Origin of the sequence: Yersinia sp. 22-579 (genome assembly GCF_030433455.1) — a bacterium.
Lineage (GTDB): Bacteria > Pseudomonadota > Gammaproteobacteria > Enterobacterales > Enterobacteriaceae > Yersinia > Yersinia enterocolitica.
The window spans coordinates 103,585-130,430 of record NZ_JAUJTZ010000002.1 but is presented as its reverse complement, the minus strand read 5'-3'; the positions used below and the strand labels follow the sequence as shown (position 1 = coordinate 130,430).

The window sequence follows — 26,846 nt, the reverse complement described above, 5'->3', positions numbered from 1 at the left end:
AATAAAACATCAGCGACACCTTACTGGCGTCGCTGATTGTGATTTAAGACATTATACCGAGCTGGCTAACAGTATCAGACATCGAGTTTACGACCGGTTAGCCATTCCACCATAGCAGGGTCACGGTGAGAGAAGAAAGCGCTGGTCGCCGTATCCAGAGCAGTGATCTGTAGCATTTCCTCATGGTTAAGCTCGAAGTCCAGTACGTTGATATTTTCGGTCATTCGCTCTTTTCGCACCGATTTTGCCAGCGAGACAATGCCGCGCTGGAAGATCCAGCGCAAGACAACCTGTCCCACGCTTTTACCGTATTTTTCACCGATTGCCGTTAATACCGGATGTTGGAACAGGCTGTTTCTCCCTTCAGCAAAAGGTGCCCAGGCTTCCGGTTGAATACCGCGGCTTTGCATCCAGGGCACGGCATGCAGTTGCTGATTGAATGGGTTCACTTCAATCTGGTTTACTGCTGGAACTATCTTGTTAAATGCCATGAGGTCTGCCAGGCGATCTGGTTGAAAGTTGCTGACGCCAATGGCACGGATTTTACCCGCCAGGTGCAATTCTTCCATCGCACGCCATGCGCCATGCACGTCGCCATAGGGCTGGTGAATCAGGTACAAATCAACATAATCCAGCTGCAGGCGATTCAGTGAACGTTCAAACTGTGCTTTCGCCCCTTCATAGTTCGCATCCTGCAACCACAATTTTGTAGTGATAAACAGTTCATCTCGTGCGATGCCACTTTGCCTAATTGCATTCCCTACCTGCGTTTCGTTCTGGTAGGAAGCCGCTGTATCAATCAGGCGGTAGCCTGTCTCAATGGCATCGACCACGGCGCGCTCGCATTCTGTTGCGTCCGTCATCTGGAAGACCCCAAAGCCCAACAGGGGCATATCAATCCCATTATTCAGTTTTACTGTTTGCATGACGTTATCCTTGAGTATTGTGCTTGAGATAAGCATACCGCAGAGTTTTTCATCTGATTATAGGCCGTCATTCGATAGGCTTAATGAGCAGGATTCATTAATTAGCCAATGTATCCTGCTTTGTTGGACGTTACTGTAAATCTTTTTCTTTCAGAAACTGACTGACCTGATCGGCAATTTCGACATTATTCAGATCAGAAAAAGGAAAGTGGGTGTTGCCCTTAATACCCACCTCTGGCAAATGGATGACCGTGACATCGCCACCGTGTTTATTCACCACGTCACGCCATTCGCGTGCCATTGCCAGACGTACTCGCCAGCTGTCCTGTGCGGGCATAGCGGTTGGTTTATCTGGAATGTTATCGCCATAAAAAATCACAATAGGAATTTTGGTGAGCGCCATAAATTGATCTAATGGTACCGGCTCGCCTTTCAGGGTATCGAACGCGCTTGGCATCGGTGCTGGCAATTCATTCTCCGGGAAGACAAAACTACTGCCCGGTTCAAAGGCAACGATGGCTTTCACCTTGTTGTTTTTCATCGCGGTGTACCAGCCCGGCCCACCACCTTGAGAATGGGTGAATAAAATAGCCGGGCCGGTTTTATCCACCACCGCTGACATGGCATCGGCAATAACGTTGATATCAAAAGGCCCGGTGTTGGGCGTCATCTGACGGAAATACTGATTCAGCGCCTGCTTATCGTGAGAGAACTGAACGCCGTTAAAATAGTCCGGCCAAATACCGACACGGAACTGATTGAACCACATCTGTTCATCCGGTTTTGGCGTGACCGTTCCTTCAACCATCGTGCGTCCTGCATTACCCCGACGCGGTTGATCAACCAGATAGGTCGAAAACCCCCGACGCAGGAATATATTCTGGAACCCTTCGCGGCCATCTGGAGTGCTTTCCCAGGTGCGGGAAGACTGCCCAGCGCCATGCAGCATGATTAAAGGATATTTATGTGGGTTCTCTGGGATTTGATAAAAAACAGCAGCGTGATCGCCGTGATAAGTTTGGCCAGCAGGATCCAACGGTTTTTTTGCATCAAATGTTCCGGGAGCTGTCGCTATTGCTCCGCCAGCAGAAAAGCTTCCTTGTGCCTGAATAACCAAAGGCTCTGCATCAACAGATTGCGCTGTCAGCCCTCCAGCCATCATGCAGAACACCAGTGTTTTTAACAGCATCTTCAAGGTGACTTCCTCTATGTCGGTTTTGATTCAATATGATCTGAGTTGTTCAGCTTGATGAGTTAGCCGCGAGCAGCCTCACATCAATTAAGTCATTGCTTACTTTGCAGTAGCCAACGCTTGTTGCAGTGCCTTTTCAACCCGGGTTGCGGCATCGCCTTCACCCTGTTCACGCAATATCTGTGCAAGCTGGCGCAGTTGTTCTGCCGTTAGCCCGACACGCAGACTGGCTCGCGTATGTGACAACAATTGTGCTTCCACACCCGGAGTGGCGGCTAGTGCCCCGACCGTCGCCAGCTCGCGGCTTTGCCAGTCCAGATTGTCACGGGCAAAAATGTCGCCAAATAAATGTGTTTGCAGGAATTGATTAATCACTGGAGCAAATTCAAAAACTGGGCCTTGTACCGGCGCGCCCGATATTTTGGTCTGATTTGCCGTCCCCACACGACGGAGTTCATCACCGACCGGAATCGGGCTAACCGGTTCTTTGCCTTGAGCATCGTTAATGCCGCGTTGCTTGCGTTCATTAACAACCTTCATTAATTCATTCAATGCATTAAGGCTGCGAGGAAAACCGGTATAAGCATAAAGCTGAACAAGGATCTCTTTGGCTTCATTCACCGTCAGCCCGGCATCCAGCCCCTGATTAAGTGCCGCATTGAGTTTTCCCATCTGGCTGCTGGCCATATAAGACGCAATCAAAGGTATAGCTTGCTGGCGCGCGGATAGCGTGTCGGAAATGGTTTGTTGCTGATTCATTTCTGATGCTCCTGTTGTTACGGATACGGCATGTGCTGTCAGACTCACGCTGAAAATCAGTAAAGCCGCGGCGGTGAGAACTTTAATCTGCGTGGTATTGTTCATCTGTCACTTTCTCCATCCAATTAACACTCTTTCCATCAACGATCCCGGTCACTGCCAGATGTGTCATCGCGCTGTCAGGTGCTGCGCCATGCCAGTGTTTAACCCCTGCGGGGCACGACACCACATCTCCTGGTCGGATTATCTGCACTGGCTGACCTTCCGCCTGAGTCAAGCCAACGCCGGAAGTGACGATAAGCCGCTGTCCGGCGGGGTGGGTGTGCCAGGCAGAGCGGGCGCCTGGTTCGAATGTGACGTAAGCTGCGGAAATGGCCATGTCTTTATCCGCAGTAAAAAGGGGGTCGACACGTACACGGCCGGTAAAGTTTTCCTCTGCGCCAAAAATGGCTTTCTGGCTTCCGGCGGGAGCAATATGTGCTGAGCTGCTTTGGGCCGACGTGATAGTTGAGAAGGTGATAAGCGGGACTAATAGCCCGAGATAGCCGATTTTTCCGATCATGCAATGCGTCCTTTTAGTTAAAAAAGCTCATGCTTTGTCGGTTTGATTCTAACCAGAGTCAAATGTCGTCAGGCTGACGGTTGCCTGACATTGTTGTCAGTTGACGCCGAAAATGTATTTTCAGGTTCTTTTGCCGAGAGCTGGCTTTGTTCCGCGCAAGACTCACCGTCGGTAGATAGTTCGTCGTCAGCAGATAGTGCAAATGTCAGCCCAAAAGTATTGATACCGTTCTCGCTACGGGCAAACACATCACCGCGATGCATAATCGCGACTGCGCGTACAATCGACAACCCCAGGCCGTGGTGAGTGTCACTTTTGGTTCGTGAAGAATCTACCCGATAAAATCGCTCGAACAGGCGATGTAAATGTGTCGCTGCAATAGGGTCACCTGGGTTTGATACTGCAACACTGGCCTGATTGCCATTTTTGCTTAACTGCACAGTAATGGTACTTTCAGGTGATGAATGCCTTGCGCTGTTTTCCAGCAGGTTGGCAAGCGAACGGTGAAACAAACGCCGGTCAATGTGGGCAATCACGTCACCTTCGACTTTCAGGGAAAGCTGTTTCTCAGCGAAGGAGGGTTCAACATATTCCGCTGTTTTAAGCGTTTCTTCGCGCAGTGAGACGCGTGTTAACTGGGCTGCATGATCACCTGCGTGAGCGTGTGACAAGAACAGCATATCGTTAACGATGGACGTCATCCGCTCCAGTTCTTCCAGATTTGAACCCAGTAGCTCCTCAAGTTCCTCCGGCGAACGCCGACGTGACAATCCCAGTTGTGTTTGACCTATCAGATTGGTGAGGGGGGTGCGTAATTCATGGGCCACATCGGCATTAAAGCTCTCAAGCTGCCGCCAGGCGATTTCCTGCCGCTCAAGCACACCATTAAATGATGTCGCCAACTGCTGAAGCTCTTGTGGTAATGTGCTGGCATCCAGTCGTTGGCCGTGATCTCCCGGTGCCAGATGTTGTGCCTGCTGGCTAAGTGCGCCTACCGGGCGCAGACCGATTCGGGAAACGGCATAGCCTAGCAGTGCAACAATAAGTACACCCAACGCGGTAATGATCAGTAATGTGCGTGTGAATGCATCGAGCGTGCCCATGTAAGGTGTGGAATCGATAGCCACGACATAGCGCAGTGCCGGCCTTTCTCCATTGGCTGGAATGGTTTTTACCAGCAGAAACAACGAACAAACTCCCTCGGACGTGCCGGGTATCTTGTTAAATCCCTCTTGCAGCGATGACCAGTCAACGCCAGCTGGTGGCGGGCCTCCCACGATAAAACGGGGATTGTCACTGACAATCCAATAGCGCACCCGTTCCCCCTCTGAACTGGCCAAAACGGTGAATTTGTTCGCCAGTGTTGACCAGCCCTCCGCCGAGGTACGCGCAATGATCCACGGGCTCATCAATGATTCGCGAAAAAGCAGCTCGTTATGCATCTGCTTTTGCAATGAGTCGTGTAGCGAACTTCGCAGCAAAATACCGATAGCCGAGACAATCAGTAAGGCGGATAAAGCAAACATCAACGCCATATGCACGGAGATGGAACGCCTGAACATATGTTTCTCCCTCACTTAATTTAGTGTGTCGGGTCTGACTTCAAGAACATAGCCCATACCGCGCACGGTATGCAGTAACTTGACCTCAAATGGCGCATCAATCTTGGCGCGCAGACGTTTAATCGCAACCTCAACCACGTTGGCGTCGCTGTCGAAATTCATATCCCAGACTTGCTCGGCGATCATCATTTTTGACAGGATTTCCCCTTGATGACGCGCCAACAGACTGAGCAAGGAAAACTCTTTCGCGGTCAGTTCCTGGCGGGTTCCAGCTCGAAACACACGGCGAGCCAGCAGATCCAGATGTAGGTCATGAATCTGTATTTGCGTGATATCTGCGCCATCTGTTGACCGGCGACGCACTAGCGCTTGAATCCGGGCTACTAACTCAATGAGTGAGAAAGGTTTAGGCAGATAATCATCGGCACCAAGACGCAACCCTTTGACGCGCTCATCCACCGAGCCTCGAGCTGAAAGCATCAACACCGGCGTTTGTTTACTGGCGCGAATACCCTCCAGCACCCGATAGCCATCCATGCCGGGTAACATGACATCAAGGATTATGGCATCGTAATCATATTCCAGCGCATAATGCAGCCCCTCTGCGCCATCAGCAGATATATCCACGCTAAAGCCCGATTCCCCTAACGCTCGACTTAAATAGGACGAGGTTTTTTCTTCATCTTCCACTAATAACAGTCGCATCCACCGTCTCCTCTGTTGCTTGTCTGCTATACGCGGCCACGCTGATGTTAACCCACTAATGCCAACATCTTGCTGACAACTTCCTGTCATTTCTGTCAGTTTCGCGCATCTGGTTAACTGACAAAATTGTCATTCGCCAGTCATGATGTTGTCAGTCCCGTCTCTTTAAGCTAAACCTGCAATACCCACGATACGTGCCCTATGCGTTGGGCCATAACTTATTTCGGGAGATGACCATGAAACTCAACTTGTTAAATGCAATGCTGCTTACGGCAATGGCAGGTATTACTTCAGTTCATGCCGCTGATTACAAACAGAATCCGTTTACTTTGGTGTACGACGGTGCCATTACCGAGAATGTTAAGGGCAAGGTTAATATTCACCCGGTGAAATATGATCTTCATGGCATTCAAATTGCTGCGAATGTCTACACGCCCGCTAACTATGATCCGGCAAAAAAATATCCTGCGGTGGTAGTTGCCCATCCTAATGGTGGTGTTAAAGAGCAGGTTGCCGGATTGTATGCTCAGCGTTTGGCTGAACACGGGTACATCACTATCACCGCCGATGCTGCCTATCAGGGAGCCAGTGGCGGTATGCCGCGCAATGTAGATAAACCAGCTAATCGCATTGAAGATATTCACGGCATGGCTGACTACATTAGCCAGTACCCAGGCGTTGATACCACCCGCATTGGCCTACTGGGTATCTGTGGCGGCGGTGGGTATTCACTGAAAGCCGCCCAGACCGACAAACGGTTTAAAGCACTGGCGACACTGAGTATGTTTGACTCCGGACTAGTACGTCGCAACGGGTATCAGGATTCTCAACTTTCCACTATTCAGGAGCGCTTGAAGCAAGCCTCGGATGCGCGTGCAAAAGAGGTCGCCACCGGTGAAATTACCTATACCGGCGATGCTCAATTAACCGATGAGCAAATTGCCAAACTACCATTTGATCTCTATCGCCAGGGCTTTGAGTATTACGGCAAAACCCACGCGCACCCAAATTCAACCTTCCGCTATACCCTGAGTAGTTTGCTTGATTTGATGAGCTTTGATGCGCAAAGCAACATGGACCTCATCAATCAACCGCTATTAATGATAGCGGGTACGAAAGCAGATTCGCGCTATATGACCGAAAGTGCGTTCAAAAAAGCAACAGGTACGCAGAATAAAGAGTTGTTCCTGATTGATGGTGCGACGCATATCGAAACCTACTGGGTACCTCGTTATGTCGATCAGGCAATGAGCAAGATAGATAATTTCTTTGATAAAAATATCTAACCGCCCGTTTTTGTTGCTCTTGTGGTCAGCTCCATCACCGTGCTGGCCACTGTAACAAAAGGGCCATCCCAACTCACGGTGTCTGAAATGGCTACGTTCTACGATGGCTATACAGACTATCCGAACCATTTAGTACAAATAGATAGTCAATAAAATCAGTCCAGTAATCCCGTTTCAGCCGCTCTGACCAGTTCATCCACCACATAACGGATGTTGGGCAGTAACTGACGATTTTTCAGTCATAACGCACTGATGGGCATTTCACCACCGGAATGTCCGGCAAGAACTTCCTTTAACTCTCCCACTTTGCAAGTCTTTACCGACGAGCCAGAACGGTAACTGAGATAGACCACACCCCGCCAGCGTGGCGGCCAGTACCGCATCACCATCAGCAAATTCATGGATAGGTAAAGACGCGTTTGTAGATGTGCCTCATTTTACCGATGCAGTTGCAGTAACTTATATTACTGAAATTAAAAAACTTTGAATTGAATAAGAAAGATAGTGAGAAGGTGGTGAATAACGCCGGTAAGCGAGTGAAATAAATACTCACGTTTTAACTTGAGTCTCATCTTTCACTATGCTGGACACACATTGATTCCAAGAATACTGTAGCGAGAACCATTCGAACCACTTAAATAGGCAATTTGCTATTATGAATTGCATCAAATACATCATGTTTGTAGTCACTATTAGCCTACCGGCTTTTTCATTTGCGGCACCTGATGTGCAAGTTGGATTTTCACCGGAAGGATCAGCTCGAGCATTAGTTCTGAAAGTTATTGGAAGCGCGCATAAATCTATCCAAATGATCGGCTATTCGTTCCAGGCACCTGATATTGCCAAAGCATTAGTTTCTGCCTGCAAACGGGGAGTTGATGTCCGTGTTGTTGTGGATAAGAGGCGTAACCAGGTGACAGCGAGTAAAGCTGCTATGTTGTATGTGGCTAATAATGGTGTAAAGCTACGTATTGATGGCCATTATCATATACAGCACGATAAAACGATTATTGTTGATAAGCAGACGGTGGAAACGGGGTCATTTAACTTTGCACCTTCGGCCGAAACTGAGAATTCAGAAAACGTTATTGTAATACGCGGGATGCCCAAAGTTGTTCAACAGTATGTAGCTCACTGGAATTCACGCTGGGCGCTGGGTATTCCTTTCAAACCTGAATATTAATTTGTTGTTATAACTGCTTAGATCTTCTGGTTGTGATGCAAAGGGCATAGAATGATTAGTCCTCTGAATTGGAGGTTTCATGCTAAAGAAGATATTAAACAGTAAGTTAGCAGGTTATATCGTAGGCATTTTGGTTGCGATTGGCCTTGGCGAAAGCTTCATCACGACTCAAAAAGAAGCTGAGAAATTCGCTAAATAATTCAGTCATCACGTCTAAGGCTACCTTTAGGGTGGCCTTTTTTATCGTACATCGCCAGCATCAATCACCCTTAAATCATCCCTGTATCTGAGTGGGTCGCGGCGGTGAGCTATTTTCGATATAACTACAAATACCTCCGAACAATGCCGAGAGAACTATTCATAATATTTAAAATCATATCAGTAAATTACCTTTAACTTCCCTTATAACGTTCAGTCGCATTTTTTAATAGTATTAAATTTATGGTATGAACCCCGTGTTTTGATTAATTATTCTGCCCGCTATTTTTTTACCTAACCTAGCTAGGTCATTGACTAATGACAAGGCAGGACAGGTGTTAGCCACATTATAATCACCGCCGTTTGTCTTCTTACTGGTGTGAAAGCATGACTTATCAACTCAATCTTAATTGGCCCGAATTCTTAGAAAAATATTGGCAAAAACAACCTGTGGTATTAAAAAATGCCTTCCCGAACTTTGTCGATCCTATTACGCCAGATGAGTTAGCTGGGTTGGCAATGGAAGCTGAGGTAGATAGCCGTTTAGTTAGTCATGTTAATGGCCAATGGCAGGCAAGTAACGGGCCATTTGAGCATTTTGATAATCTGGGTGAAACCAACTGGTCACTACTGGCCCAAGCGGTTAACCATTGGCATGCTCCATCTGCTGAGTTAGTTCGTCCATTTCGCGTATTACCGGACTGGCGCTTAGACGATCTAATGATCTCTTTTTCTGTTCCTGGCGGTGGGGTTGGCCCGCATATTGATCAGTACGATGTCTTTATTATCCAGGGTATGGGTAGCCGCCGTTGGCGCGTGGGCGATAAACTGCCACTGAAACAGTTTTGCCCACATCCAGCCCTGCTGCATGTTGAGCCATTCACACCGATTATTGATGAAGATTTAGCTCCAGGCGATATTTTATATATCCCACCTGGCTTCCCACATGATGGGTTTACTCATGAAACTGCATTCAACTACTCAGTAGGCTTTCGCGGGCCAAATGGCAGGGATTTAATCAGTAGTTTTGCTGATTATGCGCTAGAAAATGATCTTGGCGCTGAGCACTACAGTGATCCTGATTTAACCTGTCGGGAACATCCGGGCCGGGTTGAAGATTATGAACTCGACCGCTTGCGCGGGATGATGATCGATATGATTAATCAACCGGAAGATTTTAAACAATGGTTTGGACGCTTCGCCACGACACCGCGTCATGAACTGGATATTGCTCCAGCGGAGCCACCTTACGAGCCAGCTGAGATTGTCGATGCTCTGATGGATGGTGAAGTCTTGGCACGCCTGAGTGGGCTACGGGTTTTACAAGTCGGAAACAGCTTCTTTATCAACAGTGAACGACTGGAAACGGTGGATCCTAAAGCCGCTGACGCACTGTGCCGTTACACGATGATTGGTAAAAAGGAGCTGGGCGAGGCATTACATAATCCAGCGTTTGTTGCTGAATTAACGGATTTGATTAATCAGGGTTATTGGTACTTCGACGAGTAATTATGCAGTTAACAGCGGCTTTTGAATTTATATAGATGATGCAGCTCGAAAGCCGCTGTTAGGTATTAAATATTCACATAAATGGGATGATAATTATCCAACACTATGTTTTATATTGTTTTTTACAGCTTCATGTTGTTCTGAAATGTACAGCTGTCAATAAAATATTACAGGTGACTTTTTATCGGATAATGATTTTACAAATAAAAAACAAAAGATATATATATTCAAGTTATTAATAATATAGATATATCATGGAGATGCTTGGTAAATATTCCTTTTTTCTTACATTTTACTATGTGTTTTTTATTATAAACTAACCATTGAAATCTATTTATTATTAAATAATAACCAATGGATATTTGTTTTAATTAAATATAAATAATATTGCAATTATTGACATCTATTACTCCTTATCTATATTAAAAGTGATTTCTATAAATCAGCAGAGGATGATATGTCATTTTTAAATGATGTCAGTGTTGTGTGGATAAAAAAAGATAAGCCGGTCTCTATCAATGAAATATATGATGTTGCTGTAAATAAAAAAGAGGTTGTTCTGGATAAAGAACTATTAAAGTGGCTTCAATATGGGCGCAGTTTATTAGAAAAAAAACTAGATAAAAATGAAATTATTTATGGGGTAAACACCGGTTTTGGTGGTAATGCGAATATGGTTGTCCCAGCGGAGACCATTGCAGAACATCAAAATAACTTGTTGCGATTCCTCTCTGCTGGCACTGGCCCGTCTCTTCCACCTGAACAGGTAAGAGCGGCGCAATTTCTGGTATTAATCGCGGTATGCCGTGGTTGGTCTTCAATTTGTCCAGCAACAGTAGAAATGCTGGCAGAGCATCTTAACAAAGGGATAATTCCTTTGGTTCCCCGCTATGGTTCGGTCGGGGCGAGTGGTGATCTCATTCCTTTAACCTATATTGCTAAGGCACTGTGTGGAAAAGGAAGAGTTTGGTATGACAATAGCGAACTAACAGCCGCAGAAGCTATCGAAAAAGCTGGATTACATCCCATTAGCCTTCAAGCAAAAGAGGGGCTGGCATTAATCAATGGCACTCGAATTATGACCGGGATTAGTGCTATTGCAGTTGTTAGGTTGGAGCAAACACTTAAAGCTGGGATTGCTGGAATAACTATGGCAATTGAAGCCTTACAGGCCTCAGATGAACATTTTGATCCCCGTATTCAAGAAATAAAAAATCATCCTGGGCAAAAAGCCATTGCAGCGACATTGCGTAAACTGTTGAAAGGAACTCGCCAGGAAAGTCTGCTGCATAAATTAAAGCAACAACCTAATCTTTGTTCTAATAAGGGCACTGCAACAAGATTAGATTCGACGGTTCAGGAAGTTTATTCTATACGTTGTGTGCCACAAATATTAGGAATTATTCCTGAGTCATTGGCTTACACCAAAACGATTATTGAACGTGAGGCTTATTCTGCCAATGATAATCCTTTAATCGATCCCAATACAGGTGACGTCTTAAATGGTGGTAATTTTATGGGCCACTATATTGCAAGGACAATGGATGCATTAAAGCTTGATATCGCCTTGCTCGCAAATCATCTGCATTCGATAGTTGCCCTAATGATGGATGAGCGTTTTTCCCATGGATTGGCTAATTCGCTTAGCCCGGTACCGGGGATATATCAGGGAATGAAAGGAATACAGCTCTCACAAACTGCTTTGGTTGCCGCTATCCGCCGAGAATGTTCCCCTTCCGGAATACATACAATGCCAACTGAGCAATACAATCAAGATATTGTTAGCTTGGGAACGCATGCGGCACAAGATGTTGCTGAAATGGAAATAAAGCTACGCGATGTCGTCTCAATGACATTGATTACCGCAGCTCAAGCGCTGGCGCTTAGAGATAATTTACAGATTATTGCACCTGAAGTAGCGGCGTTTTATCACGCCGTCCGTCGGTTCTCTCCCTTCCTCGATAAAGATCGCCCTTTAGATGAAGATATTGCTCGCCTGTCACAAGCAATTATCACTAATGAACTACCACTACCGGACATTATTTTGGATTAATACCTTCATCTCTGACGTGGGAGTCAATCATGTTTTTAAAAAGTGTACGCGAACAAATAAGCTTGCTGCAAGAACAGGGCGATTTGAGGGTAATTAACCGTCCCGTCGATAGTTATTTAGAAGCTGCGGCAATTATTCGCCGCTGTGCGGAAATTGAAGCCCCAGTGCCTTTGATGACCAATATAAAAGATTATCCTGGTTGTTCAATTGTCGGCGGACTGGCTGCCTTATCATCCAATGCTGAATACCCACTTTCCCGGGTAGCGATGTCTTTAGGATTACCCTTAACAGCAACGGCGCAGGATATTGTTCAGTATCTGGTCGATGGCTTGAAAAAAAAGCCTTATTTACCGAAAGAAATAGACCGTAATTCAGCAGCCTGCAAGCAAAATATTCTTCATGGGGAGAAAGCAACATTGGCTCGCTTTCCTATACCGCAGGTACATCAATATGACGGCAACCGTTATGTTAATACCTGGGGCGTGTTTATTGTTGAATCACCTGACGGCAAATGGTGTAACTGGTCAATACAACGTGTGCAATATCATAATGACCGACAGATGATTGCATTGGTTTTCCCTAGCCAGCATATTGCTGATATATGGGAGGAGTGGGTCAAAATAGGTAAGCCGATGCCTTATGCGTTGGTTCAGGGATGTGAACCCATCGTCCCCTATGTTGCCGGGTTGCCTCTGCTTGACCGAGATGTTAACGAAGCCGACTATATTGGTGCGCTATATGGTAAGGGAATCGAGGTTGTTAAATGTGAGACGCATCATTTGAGGGTACCAGCCAGTTCCGAAGTCGTTATTGAAGGCTATTTTGCTATTACTCGCGAAGGTGTAGAAGGGCCATTTGGTGAATTTGCTGGATACACACCAAATGAAAACTCACTACAACCGATCTTGTCAATTGAAGCAATTAGTTGGCAAGACAACCCCATTTGGCCTGTGGTTGCTGAGGGTAAGCCGGTTGATGAATATCACACATGTTCGGGGATAGGCGATGCAGCAGCTATTCAGAATGTGTTGTTGGAAGCGAATATGCCGGTGTCCTTTGTTTGGGGGCCGCTATATTCTGCCTGTCATTTAATGATCGTATCTATTAAGCACAATTGGCGCCAACTCCATCCAGACTTGAGTAGTGAACAATTGACTAAAAAAATTGGGGATATTATTCATCAGACGCGTAATAGTATTAAATTACCCAAAATCGTGGTGCTGGATGACGATATAGATCCAACAGATACCCATTCGCTACTTTGGGCATTATCGACTCGTGTACATCCTGAGAAAAGGCGTTATTTCTATGAAAGTGCAATTTTGCCACTATTAAGTTGTTATTCGCAGGCCGAGCGCCACAGCCGTAAAGGAAAACGCGTAGTGATTGATGCGTTGTTACCTGAAAATCACGGTTCTATCAGCTCATTCGATTATGCCTATCCCGAGGAGATAAAACAGCGAGTACTTAAGAATTGGGTATCTGATTTTGGTGATAATGAATAGTATTGATGATAATTAAAAGCCCCACTCAATATTAAGTGGGGCTGTTGGTTTTTTAGTTTTTCGCTGTTTGGCCCGCGTTATTAGTGCTTTGGCCCTGGCTGATGGAGTAGGTGCCTTGATAGCTGTCATGGTCACCAATATTTGCCATTGAAACAGTTGGAGCCAGAATTGCTGCAATTAAGGTCAGAGCTGCGATAGTCATTTTCATAATAAATTCTCTTGTGTTTATTGATGTGAAAGCCGGTTGCTTTCGATAGAAGTAATGTTACTCCGATCACATAATTTGGATATCGAAGAGAATTGTTCATGTTGGTCAAAAAAAATGAAAGAAAACTAACTGTGCAACACAATTTAATTAACGAACATATCGCATCCATCGGTATATGGCGGCTCAAACTGAGCTAGCTCAATGATTGTTGATATTGACTTGTTTGTTAGGTCATGACTCTGATACGTGGCAGAATATAAAAAATAATGACTGCTTACCCACTTGAGATGACAAATAAATAAATATGGATCGCTCCCGTATACTGAAATTCCTGCTGCCTTACCTGTGGCCTAAAAATAATCCTAAACTGCGTTACTACCTAATTGCTGCCGTCATATTTATGGTGGTTTCGAAGGTCAGCACCACTCTGGTCCCTCTTGCATATAGGGCGATGATCGACACATTGAGCAGTGAAAATGCCAAGATGATGGCTATTCCCATCACCTTGATAATTGCTTATGGGGTCGCGAGAATCAGTGCTTCTCTATTTGAAGAGTTGCGTAACGTCATGTTTGTGCATGTCAGTCAGAATGCGACGCGGTTACTTGGTTTACGGGTATTTAAGCAATTACATGATCTCAGCTTACGTTTTCATCTGGACAGGCAAACGGGTGGGTTATCTTTATCTATTGAGCGCGGTACACAAGCGGTTGCGACGGTACTTTCGCGCATCTTGTTCTCCATATTCCCCATTTTATTTGAGATAACATTAGTCTCTCTTATTATGTGGCATCTGCTCGATGGCTGGTTTGCTGTCGCCATTTTGGCGACCGTTGCCTGTTACATCCTATTTACCGTGATGGCTGTCAGTTGGCGAACTCGCTTTCGGCGCGAGCTGAATCAAGCTAATGCCGATGCCAACACCAAGTCTATCGACAGCCTGATAAATTATGAAACTGTAAAATATTTTGGTAATGAACAGTTTGAGGCCGAACGTTTTAATCACTCCAGACAGCTGTATGAATATGCAGCGATAAAAAATCAATTTAGTTTTACTGCATTAAGTCTGGGGCAAACAGCCATTATATCGGTAGGGCTGGTTGTGATGATGTCTATGGCGGCGCAAGGTATTACGCAAGGTCGTATGACCATCGGTGACTTTGTGTTGGTCAATGCTTATCTTCTTCAGTTGTATCAGCCACTCAACTTCTTTGGGTTTATTTACTCCGAGATCAGACAGGCGCTGATTGATATGGAGAATATGCTCGATTTATTGATGGTAAAAAAAGAAATTACAGATCGTCCTAATGCGCCAACTTTGCAGCTGACAAGAGGAGAAGTGCGCTTCGACTCTGTGAGTTTCGGTTATGACCCACGCCGACCTATTCTGAATAAGGTGAGTTTTACTATTCCGGCGGGTAAAACGGTGGCAGTGGTGGGGGCATCAGGAGCCGGTAAATCGACACTATCTCGCTTGCTGTTTCGTTTTTATGATGTGACTGATGGTGCGATTTATATTGATGATCAAGACATCCGCAATGTGACTCAAGCAAGTTTACGTGAGGCTATTGGTATCGTGCCTCAAGATACGGTGCTATTTAATGACACGCTGCGTTATAACATTGCTTATGGCAGAACCTCTTCAAGTTTTGCTGAGATAGAACGAGCAGCGAAACTCGCGCATATCCATGATTTCATTATTAGCTTACCTGATGGCTATGAGACGCGGGTCGGGGAGCGCGGGCTTAAATTATCTGGTGGTGAGAAACAGCGGGTAGCGATTGCGCGTACGATTCTTAAAAATCCGGCTATTTTGGTTTTTGATGAAGCAACCAGTGCATTAGATACCCATACTGAGCGCGAGATTCAGGCCCATTTACGAGAAGTTAGCCGTGATCACACGACGTTGGTTATTGCTCACCGTTTATCCACCATTATTGATGCTGATGAAATTATTGTGATGGAAGCGGGCGCAATAGTTGAACGCGGGCGGCATGAGGAATTATTGCTGCACAATGGTGGGTACTCAGCTATGTGGCAGAATCAATATCATGAAGAAGAGCAACAGGTATTGTAACCGGTTGCTTTGAAACGCTATTCAAAAGGGTGCATAAAGATGAATGTGCACTCTTTTCGCTGATATTGGTTGATCTGCGGAACCAACCGTCTGAAATGCTCTGTTGCGCAATGTGTATCTAATGCCGCTTGGTCTGGCCACTCTTCAATAAAAACGAAGCTACCAGGGTCTTTATCATCAATGTACAAATCATAGGAAATACAAAGGGGTTCAAGCTTTGTTTTTTCCACTAATTCTTTATAGAGCGGCATAACATCACTGATGTTTTCTGGTTTGATAAAGTCTTGTGCGATAACTTTTAGCATAGGTTTGATAGCGTTAGGCTCCGGTAAAATGCGTGTAAGCAAATACCGCGAGGGCAATTGCTATCATAATCATTGTTGTTTTTCTCATTTCAATTCTGATCTCATTATCAATGGTAAGTTTTGGCTGGGTTATCTAAACCATAACGGAAAACCCGCTAAAAAACATCGACCCACGACAAAATACCTGACTTCAGTTTAAAATCAATAACACTGCTGGCGTCAGGGGCCTGCGGTTGGCTATTTCCTTTTTGGTTGATCTGTGTCTCGGTTTTAATATAATTATTTGTGTTAAATTTTGCAGTGTGCTAGGTCAGATAAAGGGGGGGTAACATGTCAGCACTTGAAAAACTTGTTTCGGCATATTGCCATACCAGCCTGGATTTTGTGGCATCCACGGTTGCTTTTATGGAAAACCAAAAAAAGAAAATTAAAGTTGACGAAATTGAAGCAAAACTTTCATCAGATGAACTCGATTTTTTCCGGGAAAGATTAGCCCACTACAGAGACATATATCGGCCTCAGTGATCCTAAGGCGGTTTGTTGTCCTTTCAACGTAGAATAAGCCGCTTGAGGGCGGTTTATTCTATTTTTGAAATAGCATTTATAAAGAATTCCCGCAGTACGAGAGTGACGTGCATCTATCAACAAAAAATTGCCGTGTGTTGAAACTCACCACATTCCCCCTCTATTTTTAACTAAACCCCGCATTTGTGCTCATAAATTGAGCAATTAAGCTAAAATTAAAGTAGGCAATACACTGACTGTGAGGCCTACTATGTACCAAAAAATAAATGGCGGTGAATACCGGCGTATCTTTGTTGTTGGTGATATTCATGGCTGCTATAAAAAGTTGATGGATAGTTTGGGTCGAGTTGCCTTTGATCGCTCGTCTGATTTACTTGTTTCTGTGGGAGATCTGGCTGATCGCGGCCCTCAGAATACGGAATGTTATGAACTGCTTAATGCATATTGGTTTCGTGCTGTTCGTGGCAATCATGAGCAAATGGCTATTGATGTACTGGCCGGTGATGAGGCTGATACCTGGATAGCCAATGGCGGGCGCTGGTTCTTCTTATTGGAAGGAAATAATAGATATCAGGTTGAACAGTTGATTAAACAGGCCGAACAGCTACCACTGGTAATTGAGGTTACGACTGACAACGGGAAATATGTTATCGCTCATGCTGATTATCCTTCAGATGAGTATGTTTACGGCAAATTTGTTGATGAGCATTTAGTCTTATGGAATCGTAAGCGCCTTAACGCGGCTATGAAGGGAGAAAGTGATGAGATCTCCGGGGCTGATAAATTTATTTTTGGTCACACGCCGCTGGTAAAACCATCACTATTTAAAAACCAGCTCTATATTGATACTGGCGCAGTATTCGGCAATACCCTGACCTTGATTCAGATTCAATAATGAAAAGTGTTGGACAGAAGCGCCTGCTACCACCCATCGCCTGTTGTCTCCGATATAGGTGATTCTGCTAGTATATTTTATCTTGCGCGAGTTTTGTTGTTGCTGCATATCTGACCCGCCACCACTTCGTATGGAAGCGGGTAATATCTATCAAAACGAGATAAAACGTGATGTGTATTTATTAAGTAATAGAATTCGTGATAACAGGACTGAGGCCGCAAATACTGACAACAGTAATGTGAACCTCAATGTGACATCAGATAAGTTATATGCGCTGGCAATAAAATAGAAAATCCCATCATGCAAGATATACACCCCGATCATGGATGGACTGATATAGGCCAGTGTTTTCTTTATCCATTCATGTTTAGTGTCAAAGTTATCAAATATTACAAATAAACATAAGCTCAGAATTAAAACATGCAAGTTATCGAGGAAGTAGCCTGCATTCACTGTTTTATATACATGTATCGACATAAAGCTTTCATAGTAATACATTGAAACTGCCGTCGGGATAAGAAGTACTTTTGCGACAAGACGGATCCTTGGCAATTTGGTTATTTTTTGGCAAATTTTTGAGCAGAGGAACCTGCCAGTCATATAATAAAACACCCACGTCCATAGTCTAAAATATTGTGGAAAATCAATTAAATATGGTCTTTCACTGAACGCGCTGATTAAATCGATAGAAATAGAGAATATAACCAGACACGAGAGAGTGATGATAGCCGTTCTGTTACTTTGTAGTACTTTCGAGATTATCGGGTTGATCAGATAAATAATAGCAATACTGAATAAAAGCCAGCTTTGCAGGAAATAGCCTCGCTTGAAGCCATCCTCATTGATAAAGTAGAAAAGCACGTTCCAGAAAATGATAATGGTTATGATAGATTTTAATTTTCTGAGTATATCTGCTTGATCTATCTCATCGCTCGAATCGATATAACCGATAATCATAAAAAACAGTGGGGTGGCGATGATCGACAAAAAGTACAAAACCCCCATTACTTCTCCACCTAAAAAGCACTGTTCGGTACAGGTTTTGCTGGCAGAATAAAAGGTAACGGCAGAAAAGCAGCTTAATGTCTTTAGCGCATGTAAACCGACGTTTCTCATATAATCGTTCGGCTTGAAATAAGGTTAAATGAGATATCCAGCTGTATATGGCGTAGGTATAGCATTAGAACCTTCCTAGTTAGGCCACTAATTTTTCTCTATTTTTACATACAATCTAAATGCTGTCACGCCTGACAGATTTAACTATAAATAAATGAACGAGAAATATTCTTTTGAAAAAAAGACGTTTCCTACACCCTCCGGTGTTGCCTTCCTATATATCTCATGACGCCTCTATGGTTTACTCAAAAGTAAGGTGTTTCTGGTCTATCTTCATAATATTTAATAATTTTTATTTCATCACAAACAGATGTGAGTTAACAATTCATAGAGTGCTGAAGCACTAGCGGGTGTGGCCAATATGATAAGCTGTATGATCGTTGATAACGATAAATATCAAACACTAGGTATGGTAGCTATCGTAAAAAAGATATTTACATCTCTAGGATTTAAAAAAGAGATCAAATTCTATCGAAAAGCATTTTATTCAGCAGATATCATTTTTATTGGGGTTGATGAGTTCAGTTTTTTTGATGCTCTAAAGCGTTTGGATAAAGCACCTTCAGAAGCTGATGTTTTTTTGATTTGTGATGCTCGTTTGAATAGCTTTTTACAGGGTATCCCAAGATTCGGCAATGTGACGATGATCTTCAGAGAAGATTGCGTTGATACTGTTACTAATAAAATTACGACTGTTTTCAAACGTAAGCTTCGCGGGCTTAAAGATAACTTATCTGAGCGTAAATCTACGAGAGTTCTGAGTTTACCGTCGTCGGAGCGGCAGTATTTGACACCCAATGAAAATATCGTGTTGAAATTATTTAATGAAGGTTTTTCCGGCGGTGATATCGCTAGGATTTTGAAAAAGAGTGAGAAAACAGTCAGTGGGCAAAAACGGTCTGCTATGAAAAAACTGGGAGCCCGTACTGACGTTGAATTGATTAAAATGTTTATGTTCAAATAGTTAATATAAATAACGGACTGGATTTTTGGTTACTTTTCCCGTCAACATCAGAGAATACTAAAGGGATTGTCTAGTGCTAGCGGGCAGGGATGCCAGCTTCAAAATCCGGGAATACCCGGACAGCCCCAAAGCTATTTGGGGCTGTTTATGGGGATATCGCGGCGTTTTAGTAAAATCAAATCGGGATTAAATACTCTTCAATTTGGCAATCGTACTGTCAATATCAACTTCATGCTCTGAGAATGTGTAAGTGACATTTTGGAATGTTGTTATCGATAACATTTTTAATGGCACAGTTTTCTCTGAAATATCTTCTTCCTGCGGCCGGATTTTACTCATCAGCAAATTGACTGAAAGGATGGTATTGGCTTTATCAACTTCAGCCTGTGCAGGCACTTCTTTAGTAAAAGTATTGAAAGATTTGATACTGGTGAGTTTGATTCTTTCATTGGCAATAAAAATGTATTTGCTCTCAATGGCCACTTTCACCGCAAATGCTGACAACCCTTTGGTATTGGTTGTTGGCTCGAAAGTCACTTCCGCACCTTTTTTAATCATCTCGGGATTAGCAACTTTAATAACGTGAAAATAACGGTTATCTCCGTTCTCATCGGTGATAAAACCAAAACCTTTATCTTCAAAAAAAGTTGTTATTCTACCGTTCATCATGCATCTCGTATTAGCGTATCCAATGGACAAGTATAATACAGGTGAAACGCTTTCAGATACAGTCTGGGACTTTTTTAGGGCCAGTGCGGGTGAGCTGTAAAAGAACGAAACATGGATTTCTGTGCTAAAAATTGAGCATAAAAGCTGAGGTTTTCACTTTTTCTCTGTTTTTTGTGATCTCTGCCGTGGACAAAAAACAGTTCTATTGCTGTACTGTATTTGACACACATTTTGTGTCCAACATTCACGTAAAGGTAAGTTTGATGTCTAAGATTAAAGGTAGCGTTAAGTGGTTCAATGAAGCTAAAGGCTTTGGTTTTATTACCCCAGAAGATGGCAGCAAGGACGTTTTCGTTCATTTCTCAGCCATCGCTAGCAACGGTTTCAAAACTCTTGCTGAAGGCCAGCGTGTAGAATTTGAAATCACGAGCGGTGCCAAAGGGCCATCAGCTGCTAATGTTATCGCTATCTAAGTAGCCCATATCTCTTAAAACCCGCCTCATTGTTATCAGGCGGGTTTTTTATTTATCGTGTCAACAAGCATTGACGTGAGAGTGGGCTAAAAGAGATATGCCCTTAAAAAGGCAACGGTGATAACCAGGCAAAAAATAACTGCCAGCCATTCAGTTCCTGTTTTGGGTAAACTAAACATAGGATCTATCCAGCACATCAGTCACCCCATTGGCTAACTGTTCTCTGCTAAATAATTATCCGGTTCGTAGATTAAGAAAACATTAAGATGCAGTAAACAGTGGTGCTCTTTGGTCCACGATTATTGAGCAGCAAAGTAATTAACCAATATGAAAGCTAGCATTGTCATGGCAAGTGAACCGGCCAGATTAAGTGCAACTGTGCCCGCAGCCCAAGCTAATTTCCCATCCTGAAGTAAATAGACAACTTCAACGGAGAAGGTTGAAAATGTCGTCAGCCCACCACAAAAGCCAGTAGTAATGAGTAATTTCCAAACAGGATCAATGTGTGCAATTCGGGTGAACAGTGCTAATGTCAGGCCGATAATAAAAGCACCGACCAGGTTTACAATAAGTGTTCCAACCGGGATATTGGGGGAAAAACTGTTTAGCTTCAGACTGACCAGCCAACGGGCGACACTGCCCACACCACCACCAATAAATACTGCAAGCAATGTATTAAACATAAACACCTTTCTTTAGGGATACCACTATATCGGAATTTTACCGTTATTCAGCTTGCCAGCTCAATGCGGTTACGGCCATTATCTTTTGCCAAATATAGTGCAGAATCGGCGGCTTTTAACCATTGCTGATAGTTAATCATGTCATGACGGTAATCCGCGATACCGGCACTGACTCTGAGTTGCAGGGGCGGTGCTTGGGTAAAAACTAAATCGGCTAACCTTTCCTGAATTCGCATTAATACTTCCCGCGTTTGTTCGGCAGTTGTATTGGGTAAAATAGCACCAAACTCATCTCCACCATAGCGGCCAACAATATCAATGGCTCGCAACCCCAGCAGTAATTCTTCGGCAAGAACAGTAATAGCCTCATCACCAACGGCGTGACCAAAGGTATCATTTATAGATTTAAAATTATCAATATCCAGTAAAATTAGCGTGGCACCATGTTGGTAGCGTCGGCAACTATCAAATTGATTATGTAGCTGATGTTCCCAATGCCTACGGTTATACAGCCCAGTTAATCCATCCCTGACACTAATACGCAATAACTCTTCTTTATTTTCAGCCAGGCGTTTTGCGGTTCGATAGGTGACTAATCCAAGCAGGGAAGGGTAAATAATTATCATCGGTAGGCAGGCATATACCTGAAGTGGCGAGGTCTCAGGTTTAAAGGGCAAATTAAATATCCATGCAGTCAGTAAACTACAGGCTATCTGTAAAGCCAGCCCTTTACAAAAAACATTTTTCCCACCAGAAGCAATATTGTTCATGCTCATCATGGAGAGAATAACGACTGATGGCAGAGCATTGAATGACATTATTGCAACCCAGACACCTCCCAGCGCCGAGTCTATTTTCATGTTTATGATTTCTTGCTCAAACGGTTGTTCAGAGCGTGAGGCCAGTAGGTAGGCAATATGTGGCCATACCAATCCATTAAGCACCAGCATTAGCCATAGCCATAATGGAGCATTCTGTGTGTAGAGCACGGAGCCTACACAAAACATGCCAATACCTAAACCAAATGCGCGGGGTAAATAAGTCCTTTTAGCGAAACTTAACCCGGATCTGCGAGTATTGATTCTACTTGAATAAGGCAATTGGCGGCTCCCTCGTTCTTTCTGCTTTGGGGGGATGTTAACGGCAATGTCTCATCCGGAATGAGTCAAAATAAATGAGAATAGACTCTTGAGTAAATCATAGTTCACTAACGAAATCTGTTACATATTACTCTTGTTTTAATCAGCAATTTATTCGTAAATAGCGCATGATTTAATGAACAGTACTAATCAAGAAGGTGTGTATGGAAGGTATCAGTATTACCAAATTGCTGGTAGTCGGCATATTGATTGTGTTGTTGTTTGGTACCAGCAAATTGCGCACGTTAGGTGCGGATTTAGGCGCGGCTCTGAAAGGCTTTAAAAAGGCGATGGGTAATGACGATGCTCCTCCAGCCAACACGGCTGCTGAGTCTACTAAAGTCGCAACAGAAGCCAAGCCGCCTATCGAGCATAAAGACTGATTATATCGGCAGGTAATAGAAACCGGCTGAGAAACTAAAAAACGGATCTCCAGTGGAAATCCGTTTTTGATTATCTGCTATTTAAGATGTAATAAAATATTTCAATCAAATTAGTCTGAACAACTATTCAGACTAATTTGGCTTATTTTACTTCCAACCCTTTTGCTTGCAGGTCAGCATGGTAAGAGGAGCGCACAAATGGGCCACAAGCTGCATGGGTAAAGCCCATCGCCATTGCTTCCGCTTTCATTTCATCAAACTCCGCTGGGCTAACATATCGCTGTACCGGTAAATGGTGACGGCTAGGTTGCAAATATTGGCCCAGCGTCAGCATAGTGACTCCATGACGGCGCAAATCACGCATAACTTCCACGATTTCAGCATTAGTTTCACCCAAACCGACCATCAAACCAGATTTGGTAGGAATATCTGGATGAGCTTCTTTAAAGCGCTCCAATAATTTGAGTGACCACTCATAGTTAGCCCCTGGGCGAACCTGACGATATACCCGTGGAACGTTTTCCAGATTGTGGTTAAAGACATCTGGTGGTGTGACAGTCAAAATATCTAACGCGCGATCCATACGGCCACGGAAATCTGGCACTAATGTTTCAATTTTAATGGTTGGGTTTTTGGCACGAATCGCTGAGATGCAATCTGCAAAATGCTGGGCACCGCCATCACGTAAATCATCGCGGTCAACCGAGGTGATAACCACATAGCGCAAACCCATATCTTTGATTGTTTGAGCTAATTTTTCTGGCTCATTGGCATCCGGTGTCACTGGGCGGCCGTGGGCAACGTCGCAGAATGGGCAACGGCGGGTGCAAATCGCGCCGAGGATCATAAAGGTCGCGGTACCGTGGTTAAAGCACTCCGACAGGTTGGGGCAGGAGGCCTCTTCGCAAACCGAGTGCAGACCATTTTTACGCATTGCTGCTTTAATACCCTGAATGCGGCTAGAGTCAGCAGGAAGCTTGATTTTCATCCACTCGGGTTTACGCAGCAGCTCTTGGCGTTCAGTAACCACGGTTTTAATCGGGATTAGCGCCATTTTATCTGCGTCGCGGTATTTGACGCCGCGTTCCATCTGAATCGGTTTACTCATAATCGTGCAGGTTCCAGTTCTGAATCTCTCAACTTGAGATTTTTAATTAAATTCAACGGGATATGGCGTCGTTAAAAAAATTTTGAAATTTGTTTAAAAATTATATCATCTTTAGCCTGTCCCATTCAGCCCCCAATTTTGTAGGCGTTTGTAAATAGCGCCGTATTGAGTGGCTGTGGGGGCGTTATTCATACTTCACATTGCTTATTGCCGGGCTATCGAGCGTCTGGTGGTAAATAATCAGCCAATGACCACGGCTGCTGCTTGGCATCGGGATAACCTAGCTGACGGGTAAATTCGCGCACTAATATTGGTTGAACATCGGCCATAGTAGTACCCGCTTTCAGCGCGCTGACTTGCGTCATTTGCATGCCTGCGTAGCCACAGGGATTAATGCGCTGGAAGGGTTCCAGATCCATTGCAACATTTAATGCCAGACCATGGAATGAACAGCCCCTGCGAATGCGCAGACCTAATGAACAAATTTTCTGTTGACCCACATAAACACCGGGGGCATCCGGGCGAGCTTGTGATTCAATGCCTAAATGGGCTAGCGTCTCAATCACGGTATTTTCAATGGCGGTCACTAGCTGTCGCACACCCAATTTGGCCCGCTTGAGATCAATCATGATATACATAACTTGTTGGCCTGGGCCATGATAAGTGACCTGGCCCCCGCGGTCACTTTGGATAACCGGAATATCACCGGGCATCAGAACATGTTCGGCTTTTCCTGCCTGACCCTGAGTAAAGACGTGTTGATGTTCAACCAGCCAGATTTCATCTGCGCTGGTATCGGTGCGAAACTCAGTGAAATTATGCATGGCTTGAGATACGGGGGCATAGGGTTGTAGCCCTAGCTGACGTAAAATGATCTTGTGTTGTTGCAAGCGAGGCATCATCTGGTTACAGAAATGGTGGCGTCAGTATACCAGTCCAGCTGTGTGGAGGCACTATTTTGACGGATGAAAGCGATTATTTGGCCGTAAAAAAATAAGGCCCGACGGCTGAGTAAGCAGTGTGGGCCATAGGTGAGTGGTCAGTATTTGAACGGTATTACAGCACCATTCTGACCAATTCAAGATTGCCTAATTCTTCATACAGCGTTTCCACTTGATCGATATGGGTCGCTGTAATGGTAATGGAAACAGAGTGATAGTTGCCTTTACTGCTCGGTTTGACTTCGGGGGTATAATCGCCCGGAGCATGGCGCTGTACCACTTCAACCACCTGGTTAACCAGTTGAGGTTCAGCAATGCCCATTACCTTGTAGGTAAAGGGACAAGGGAACTCAAGCAGTTCGTTCAGTTTAGTTTTCATGTGCGCTCCTGGGGTTTGACGGACAGATTGTTGTCGGACTGCTGTTAGGATAAAAAGTACCCGACTATAAAATTATAACTCCCGCCGGAGCGGGAGTTTCACATTATTTATAATATGGGGGTCGACTTCGGCTTTTCAAGGCCAGCGATTAGCCAAACCAGCGGTGGAACATCAGTTTGATGTAGTCCACCATGCGGCTGAAGATCCCGCCTTCTTTCACTTCATTCATGACAACCAGTGGCCGTTGATCGATGGTTTTACCATCCAACTGGAAGTTAATCATCCCGACAACCTGGTTTTTCGCCAGTGGTGCATGGATTTCTGGAGTATTCAGAACATAGCTGGCTTTCAAGTCTTTCATTCGGCCACGTGGAATAGTCAGGTAGACGTCTTTATCCACACCCAACTGCACCCGGTCACTGTCACCGAACCAAACTGGCTCTGAAGCAAACTCTTTACCGACTTTCAATGGTGCTACGGTTTCAAAGAAACGGAAGCCCCAAGTCAGCAGTTTTTTGCTTTCAGTTTCACGGCCTTTATAAGTATGACCACCCAGAACGGCTGAAATCAAACGCATTTGACCATCGGTAGCAGATGCCACCAGATTATAGCCAGCAGCATCGGTATGGCCGGTTTTAATACCATCAACATTTAAGCTGGTATCCCACAGCAAACCATTACGGTTCATCTGGCGAATATTGTTGAAAGTGAATTCTTTCTCTTTGTAGATGGCATACTCATCTGGTACATCGCGAATCAGCGCTTGACCAATCAACGCCATATCGCGCGCAGAGCTGTACTGCCCTTCAGCATCTAAACCGTGAACGGTTTTGAACTGGGTATTTTGCAGGCCCAGCGCTTTAACGTAGTTGTTCATCAGGTTTACGAATGAGTCCTGGCTGCCAGCAACGTAATCCGCCATAGCAACGCAAGCATCGTTACCCGATTGCAGGTTGATACCACGGGTCAGTTTTGACACTGGCACACGGTCACCTGGCTTCAGGAACATCAACGAAGAGCCCTTGAACTCAGGATTGCCGGTCGCCCACGCATCTTTGCCCACGGTAACCATATCTTCTGGCCCGATTTTACCTGCTTTGATGGCTTGCCCAATGACATAGCTGGTCATCATTTTGGTCAGGCTGGCAGGATTGCGGCGCGCATCGGCATTCATTTCTGCTAATACTTTGCCGGAGTTGTAATCAATCAGAACGTAGGCTTCCGCGTCGATCTGTGGTACGCCGGGGATCATGGTTTTTAAGTTGACGTCATCAGCGTTTGCAGCAGATGCTGCGCTCATAACAATAACAGTGCCGAGCGCCAGGCTCTTGATAATACGAGAAGTAGTTACATATTTCATGATCAGGACAACAACATCCGTGGGAGTAAGTTAAAAAACGTGCCACATCATACCATAGCCTTCTGACTTGACGCTGCTGCCTTGCTACAACGCTAATTAATTTGGCTATAAACTCATGTGGCGCTTATGCATTCAACCGTAACATTCTGTTAGCACAGGGAGTTACGGTTATTTTTGTTTG

General features: G+C 44.5%; 27 protein-coding genes and 1 pseudogene. 11 read left to right on the top strand and 17 right to left on the bottom strand.

What is annotated here, in order from left to right:
- Window positions 1-74: 74 nt before the first annotated feature.
- From QSV56_RS02890 to QSV56_RS02865, 6 genes are all read right to left on the bottom strand, one after another.
- Window positions 75-926, bottom strand: coding sequence for an aldo/keto reductase (locus QSV56_RS02890; RefSeq protein ID WP_046695331.1), 852 nt, complete (start codon window positions 924-926; stop codon window positions 75-77).
- Between the two features lie 130 nt (window positions 927-1,056).
- Window positions 1,057-2,121 carry an alpha/beta fold hydrolase gene (locus QSV56_RS02885; protein ID WP_301210619.1) on the bottom strand — a complete coding sequence of 355 codons (1,065 nt, stop codon included), beginning with the start codon at window positions 2,119-2,121 and terminating at the stop codon, window positions 1,057-1,059.
- Window positions 2,122-2,217: 96 nt separating this feature from the next.
- Window positions 2,218-2,982: a carboxymuconolactone decarboxylase family protein gene (locus QSV56_RS02880; protein WP_301210618.1), complete on the bottom strand. Its 765-nt coding sequence runs from the start codon at window positions 2,980-2,982 to the stop codon at window positions 2,218-2,220.
- Window positions 2,960-3,439, bottom strand: coding sequence for a cupin domain-containing protein (locus QSV56_RS02875; protein WP_046051369.1), 480 nt, complete (start codon window positions 3,437-3,439; stop codon window positions 2,960-2,962). The genes QSV56_RS02880 and QSV56_RS02875 overlap by 23 nt, the downstream gene beginning before the upstream one ends.
- A 68-nt stretch (window positions 3,440-3,507) precedes the next feature.
- Complete coding sequence (locus QSV56_RS02870) at window positions 3,508-5,001, bottom strand: heavy metal sensor histidine kinase (RefSeq protein WP_301210617.1); 1,494 nt, start codon at window positions 4,999-5,001, stop codon at window positions 3,508-3,510.
- A 15-nt stretch (window positions 5,002-5,016) separates the two neighbouring features.
- A complete protein-coding gene (locus QSV56_RS02865) occupies window positions 5,017-5,706 on the bottom strand; it encodes a heavy metal response regulator transcription factor (protein WP_301210616.1) in 690 nt (229 codons plus the stop codon).
- 236 nt (window positions 5,707-5,942) lie between these two features.
- Here QSV56_RS02865 and QSV56_RS02860 point away from each other — a divergent pair, with 236 nt between their 5' ends.
- The gene (locus QSV56_RS02860; RefSeq protein WP_050917571.1) at window positions 5,943-6,992 is read left to right on the top strand and encodes an alpha/beta hydrolase; all 1,050 of its coding nucleotides are present in this window, start codon (window positions 5,943-5,945) and stop codon (window positions 6,990-6,992) included.
- Between the two features lie 155 nt (window positions 6,993-7,147).
- Here QSV56_RS02860 and QSV56_RS21920 read toward each other — a convergent pair.
- Window positions 7,148-7,400 (bottom strand): annotated as a pseudogene (locus tag QSV56_RS21920) (LysR substrate-binding domain-containing protein); the annotation flags it as partial.
- A gap of 247 nt (window positions 7,401-7,647) precedes the next feature.
- Here QSV56_RS21920 and QSV56_RS02855 point away from each other — a divergent pair.
- The 4 genes from QSV56_RS02855 to QSV56_RS02840 all read left to right on the top strand — a co-directional run bounded on the left by QSV56_RS02855 (window position 7,648) and on the right by QSV56_RS02840 (window position 13,440).
- Complete coding sequence (locus tag QSV56_RS02855) at window positions 7,648-8,175, top strand: phospholipase D family protein (RefSeq protein WP_019081211.1); 528 nt, start codon at window positions 7,648-7,650, stop codon at window positions 8,173-8,175.
- 585 nt (window positions 8,176-8,760) lie between these two features.
- Window positions 8,761-9,882 (top strand): cupin domain-containing protein, encoded by a 1,122-nt coding sequence (locus QSV56_RS02850; protein WP_019082643.1) that lies wholly within the window; start codon window positions 8,761-8,763, stop codon window positions 9,880-9,882.
- 457 nt (window positions 9,883-10,339) lie between these two features.
- Window positions 10,340-11,935: a histidine ammonia-lyase gene (hutH, locus tag QSV56_RS02845; protein ID WP_019081208.1), complete on the top strand. Its 1,596-nt coding sequence runs from the start codon at window positions 10,340-10,342 to the stop codon at window positions 11,933-11,935.
- Between the two features lie 29 nt (window positions 11,936-11,964).
- Window positions 11,965-13,440, top strand: coding sequence for a UbiD family decarboxylase (locus tag QSV56_RS02840; RefSeq protein WP_050158680.1), 1,476 nt, complete (start codon window positions 11,965-11,967; stop codon window positions 13,438-13,440).
- A 52-nt stretch (window positions 13,441-13,492) separates the two neighbouring features.
- On the opposite strand, the gene QSV56_RS02835 is transcribed toward QSV56_RS02840, so the two are convergent.
- Window positions 13,493-13,648, bottom strand: a complete 156-nt coding sequence (locus QSV56_RS02835; protein ID WP_005167863.1) for a hypothetical protein — start codon at window positions 13,646-13,648, stop codon at window positions 13,493-13,495.
- Window positions 13,649-13,952: 304 nt separating this feature from the next.
- Between QSV56_RS02835 and QSV56_RS02830 the strand changes: the two genes are divergently transcribed.
- Window positions 13,953-15,725, top strand: coding sequence for an ABC transporter ATP-binding protein/permease (locus tag QSV56_RS02830; RefSeq protein WP_301210615.1), 1,773 nt, complete (start codon window positions 13,953-13,955; stop codon window positions 15,723-15,725).
- A gap of 17 nt (window positions 15,726-15,742) precedes the next feature.
- On the opposite strand, the gene QSV56_RS02825 is transcribed toward QSV56_RS02830, so the two are convergent.
- On the bottom strand, window positions 15,743-16,030 hold the full coding sequence (locus tag QSV56_RS02825; protein WP_019081206.1) for a putative quinol monooxygenase: 288 nt from the start codon (window positions 16,028-16,030) through the stop codon (window positions 15,743-15,745).
- Between the two features lie 330 nt (window positions 16,031-16,360).
- Between QSV56_RS02825 and QSV56_RS02820 the strand changes: the two genes are divergently transcribed.
- Complete coding sequence (locus QSV56_RS02820) at window positions 16,361-16,555, top strand: glycogen synthase (RefSeq protein ID WP_005167868.1); 195 nt, start codon at window positions 16,361-16,363, stop codon at window positions 16,553-16,555.
- A gap of 250 nt (window positions 16,556-16,805) precedes the next feature.
- The gene (locus QSV56_RS02815; RefSeq protein ID WP_019081204.1) at window positions 16,806-17,450 is read left to right on the top strand and encodes a metallophosphoesterase; all 645 of its coding nucleotides are present in this window, start codon (window positions 16,806-16,808) and stop codon (window positions 17,448-17,450) included.
- A gap of 150 nt (window positions 17,451-17,600) precedes the next feature.
- Here QSV56_RS02815 and QSV56_RS02810 read toward each other — a convergent pair whose 3' ends face one another.
- Entirely contained in the window at window positions 17,601-18,566 is a 966-nt protein-coding gene (locus QSV56_RS02810) for an acyltransferase (RefSeq protein ID WP_019081203.1), read from the bottom strand.
- A 373-nt stretch (window positions 18,567-18,939) separates the two neighbouring features.
- Between QSV56_RS02810 and QSV56_RS02805 the strand changes: the two genes are divergently transcribed.
- On the top strand, window positions 18,940-19,530 hold the full coding sequence (locus QSV56_RS02805; RefSeq protein WP_019081202.1) for a LuxR family transcriptional regulator: 591 nt from the start codon (window positions 18,940-18,942) through the stop codon (window positions 19,528-19,530).
- Window positions 19,531-19,716: 186 nt separating this feature from the next.
- Here the strand turns inward: QSV56_RS02805 and QSV56_RS02800 are convergent, their stop codons facing one another.
- Window positions 19,717-20,196, bottom strand: a complete 480-nt coding sequence (locus QSV56_RS02800; protein ID WP_019082650.1) for a cold-shock protein — start codon at window positions 20,194-20,196, stop codon at window positions 19,717-19,719.
- A 266-nt stretch (window positions 20,197-20,462) separates the two neighbouring features.
- Here QSV56_RS02800 and cspE point away from each other — a divergent pair, with 266 nt between their 5' ends.
- A complete protein-coding gene (gene cspE / locus QSV56_RS02795; protein WP_004716300.1) occupies window positions 20,463-20,672 on the top strand; it encodes a transcription antiterminator/RNA stability regulator CspE in 210 nt (69 codons plus the stop codon).
- A gap of 299 nt (window positions 20,673-20,971) precedes the next feature.
- On the opposite strand, the gene crcB is transcribed toward cspE, so the two are convergent.
- Both crcB and QSV56_RS02785 read right to left on the bottom strand, forming a co-directional pair.
- The gene (gene crcB, locus QSV56_RS02790; RefSeq protein WP_019082651.1) at window positions 20,972-21,355 is read right to left on the bottom strand and encodes a fluoride efflux transporter CrcB; all 384 of its coding nucleotides are present in this window, start codon (window positions 21,353-21,355) and stop codon (window positions 20,972-20,974) included.
- A 47-nt stretch (window positions 21,356-21,402) separates the two neighbouring features.
- Window positions 21,403-22,455 (bottom strand): diguanylate cyclase, encoded by a 1,053-nt coding sequence (locus tag QSV56_RS02785; protein ID WP_020283421.1) that lies wholly within the window; start codon window positions 22,453-22,455, stop codon window positions 21,403-21,405.
- 203 nt (window positions 22,456-22,658) lie between these two features.
- Between QSV56_RS02785 and tatA the strand changes: the two genes are divergently transcribed.
- Window positions 22,659-22,877: a Sec-independent protein translocase subunit TatA gene (gene tatA / locus QSV56_RS02780; RefSeq protein ID WP_019081199.1), complete on the top strand. Its 219-nt coding sequence runs from the start codon at window positions 22,659-22,661 to the stop codon at window positions 22,875-22,877.
- Between the two features lie 142 nt (window positions 22,878-23,019).
- Here tatA and lipA read toward each other — a convergent pair whose 3' ends face one another.
- The 4 genes from lipA to dacA form a co-directional block, all read right to left on the bottom strand.
- A complete protein-coding gene (gene lipA / locus QSV56_RS02775) occupies window positions 23,020-23,985 on the bottom strand; it encodes a lipoyl synthase (protein ID WP_004712243.1) in 966 nt (321 codons plus the stop codon).
- 215 nt (window positions 23,986-24,200) lie between these two features.
- Entirely contained in the window at window positions 24,201-24,887 is a 687-nt protein-coding gene (lipB, locus tag QSV56_RS02770; RefSeq protein ID WP_019081198.1) for a lipoyl(octanoyl) transferase LipB, read from the bottom strand.
- Between the two features lie 154 nt (window positions 24,888-25,041).
- Entirely contained in the window at window positions 25,042-25,305 is a 264-nt protein-coding gene (gene ybeD, locus QSV56_RS02765) for a DUF493 family protein YbeD (RefSeq protein WP_005158389.1), read from the bottom strand.
- 148 nt (window positions 25,306-25,453) lie between these two features.
- Complete coding sequence (gene dacA / locus QSV56_RS02760) at window positions 25,454-26,665, bottom strand: D-alanyl-D-alanine carboxypeptidase DacA (RefSeq protein ID WP_005158391.1); 1,212 nt, start codon at window positions 26,663-26,665, stop codon at window positions 25,454-25,456.
- Window positions 26,666-26,846: the final 181 nt, after the last annotated feature.

Excerpts from the sequence above, each read along its gene's own strand:
- hutH (WP_019081208.1), top strand. The coding sequence starts at position 10,340 with ATGTCATTTTTAAATGATGTCAGTGTTGTGTGGATAAAAAAAGATAAG.
- ybeD (WP_005158389.1), bottom strand. The coding sequence starts at position 25,305 with ATGAAAACTAAACTGAACGAACTGCTTGAGTTCCCTTGTCCCTTTACC.
- crcB (WP_019082651.1), bottom strand. The coding sequence starts at position 21,355 with ATGTTTAATACATTGCTTGCAGTATTTATTGGTGGTGGTGTGGGCAGT.
- QSV56_RS02860 (WP_050917571.1), top strand. The coding sequence starts at position 5,943 with ATGAAACTCAACTTGTTAAATGCAATGCTGCTTACGGCAATGGCAGGT.
- QSV56_RS02865 (WP_301210616.1), bottom strand. The coding sequence starts at position 5,706 with ATGCGACTGTTATTAGTGGAAGATGAAGAAAAAACCTCGTCCTATTTA.
- QSV56_RS02850 (WP_019082643.1), top strand. The coding sequence starts at position 8,761 with ATGACTTATCAACTCAATCTTAATTGGCCCGAATTCTTAGAAAAATAT.
- lipA (WP_004712243.1), bottom strand. The coding sequence starts at position 23,985 with ATGAGTAAACCGATTCAGATGGAACGCGGCGTCAAATACCGCGACGCA.
- tatA (WP_019081199.1), top strand. The coding sequence starts at position 22,659 with ATGGAAGGTATCAGTATTACCAAATTGCTGGTAGTCGGCATATTGATT.
- QSV56_RS02840 (WP_050158680.1), top strand. The coding sequence starts at position 11,965 with ATGTTTTTAAAAAGTGTACGCGAACAAATAAGCTTGCTGCAAGAACAG.
- cspE (WP_004716300.1), top strand. The coding sequence starts at position 20,463 with ATGTCTAAGATTAAAGGTAGCGTTAAGTGGTTCAATGAAGCTAAAGGC.
- QSV56_RS02815 (WP_019081204.1), top strand. The coding sequence starts at position 16,806 with ATGTACCAAAAAATAAATGGCGGTGAATACCGGCGTATCTTTGTTGTT.
- QSV56_RS02820 (WP_005167868.1), top strand. The coding sequence starts at position 16,361 with ATGTCAGCACTTGAAAAACTTGTTTCGGCATATTGCCATACCAGCCTG.
- QSV56_RS02890 (WP_046695331.1), bottom strand. The coding sequence starts at position 926 with ATGCAAACAGTAAAACTGAATAATGGGATTGATATGCCCCTGTTGGGC.
- QSV56_RS02855 (WP_019081211.1), top strand. The coding sequence starts at position 7,648 with ATGAATTGCATCAAATACATCATGTTTGTAGTCACTATTAGCCTACCG.
- QSV56_RS02810 (WP_019081203.1), bottom strand. The coding sequence starts at position 18,566 with ATGAGAAACGTCGGTTTACATGCGCTAAAGACATTAAGCTGCTTTTCT.
- QSV56_RS02835 (WP_005167863.1), bottom strand. The coding sequence starts at position 13,648 with ATGAAAATGACTATCGCAGCTCTGACCTTAATTGCAGCAATTCTGGCT.
- dacA (WP_005158391.1), bottom strand. The coding sequence starts at position 26,665 with ATGAAATATGTAACTACTTCTCGTATTATCAAGAGCCTGGCGCTCGGC.
- QSV56_RS02875 (WP_046051369.1), bottom strand. The coding sequence starts at position 3,439 with ATGATCGGAAAAATCGGCTATCTCGGGCTATTAGTCCCGCTTATCACC.
- lipB (WP_019081198.1), bottom strand. The coding sequence starts at position 24,887 with ATGATGCCTCGCTTGCAACAACACAAGATCATTTTACGTCAGCTAGGG.
- QSV56_RS02830 (WP_301210615.1), top strand. The coding sequence starts at position 13,953 with ATGGATCGCTCCCGTATACTGAAATTCCTGCTGCCTTACCTGTGGCCT.
- QSV56_RS02800 (WP_019082650.1), bottom strand. The coding sequence starts at position 20,196 with ATGAACGGTAGAATAACAACTTTTTTTGAAGATAAAGGTTTTGGTTTT.
- QSV56_RS02870 (WP_301210617.1), bottom strand. The coding sequence starts at position 5,001 with ATGTTCAGGCGTTCCATCTCCGTGCATATGGCGTTGATGTTTGCTTTA.
- QSV56_RS02880 (WP_301210618.1), bottom strand. The coding sequence starts at position 2,982 with ATGAACAATACCACGCAGATTAAAGTTCTCACCGCCGCGGCTTTACTG.
- QSV56_RS02805 (WP_019081202.1), top strand. The coding sequence starts at position 18,940 with ATGATCGTTGATAACGATAAATATCAAACACTAGGTATGGTAGCTATC.
- QSV56_RS02825 (WP_019081206.1), bottom strand. The coding sequence starts at position 16,030 with ATGCTAAAAGTTATCGCACAAGACTTTATCAAACCAGAAAACATCAGT.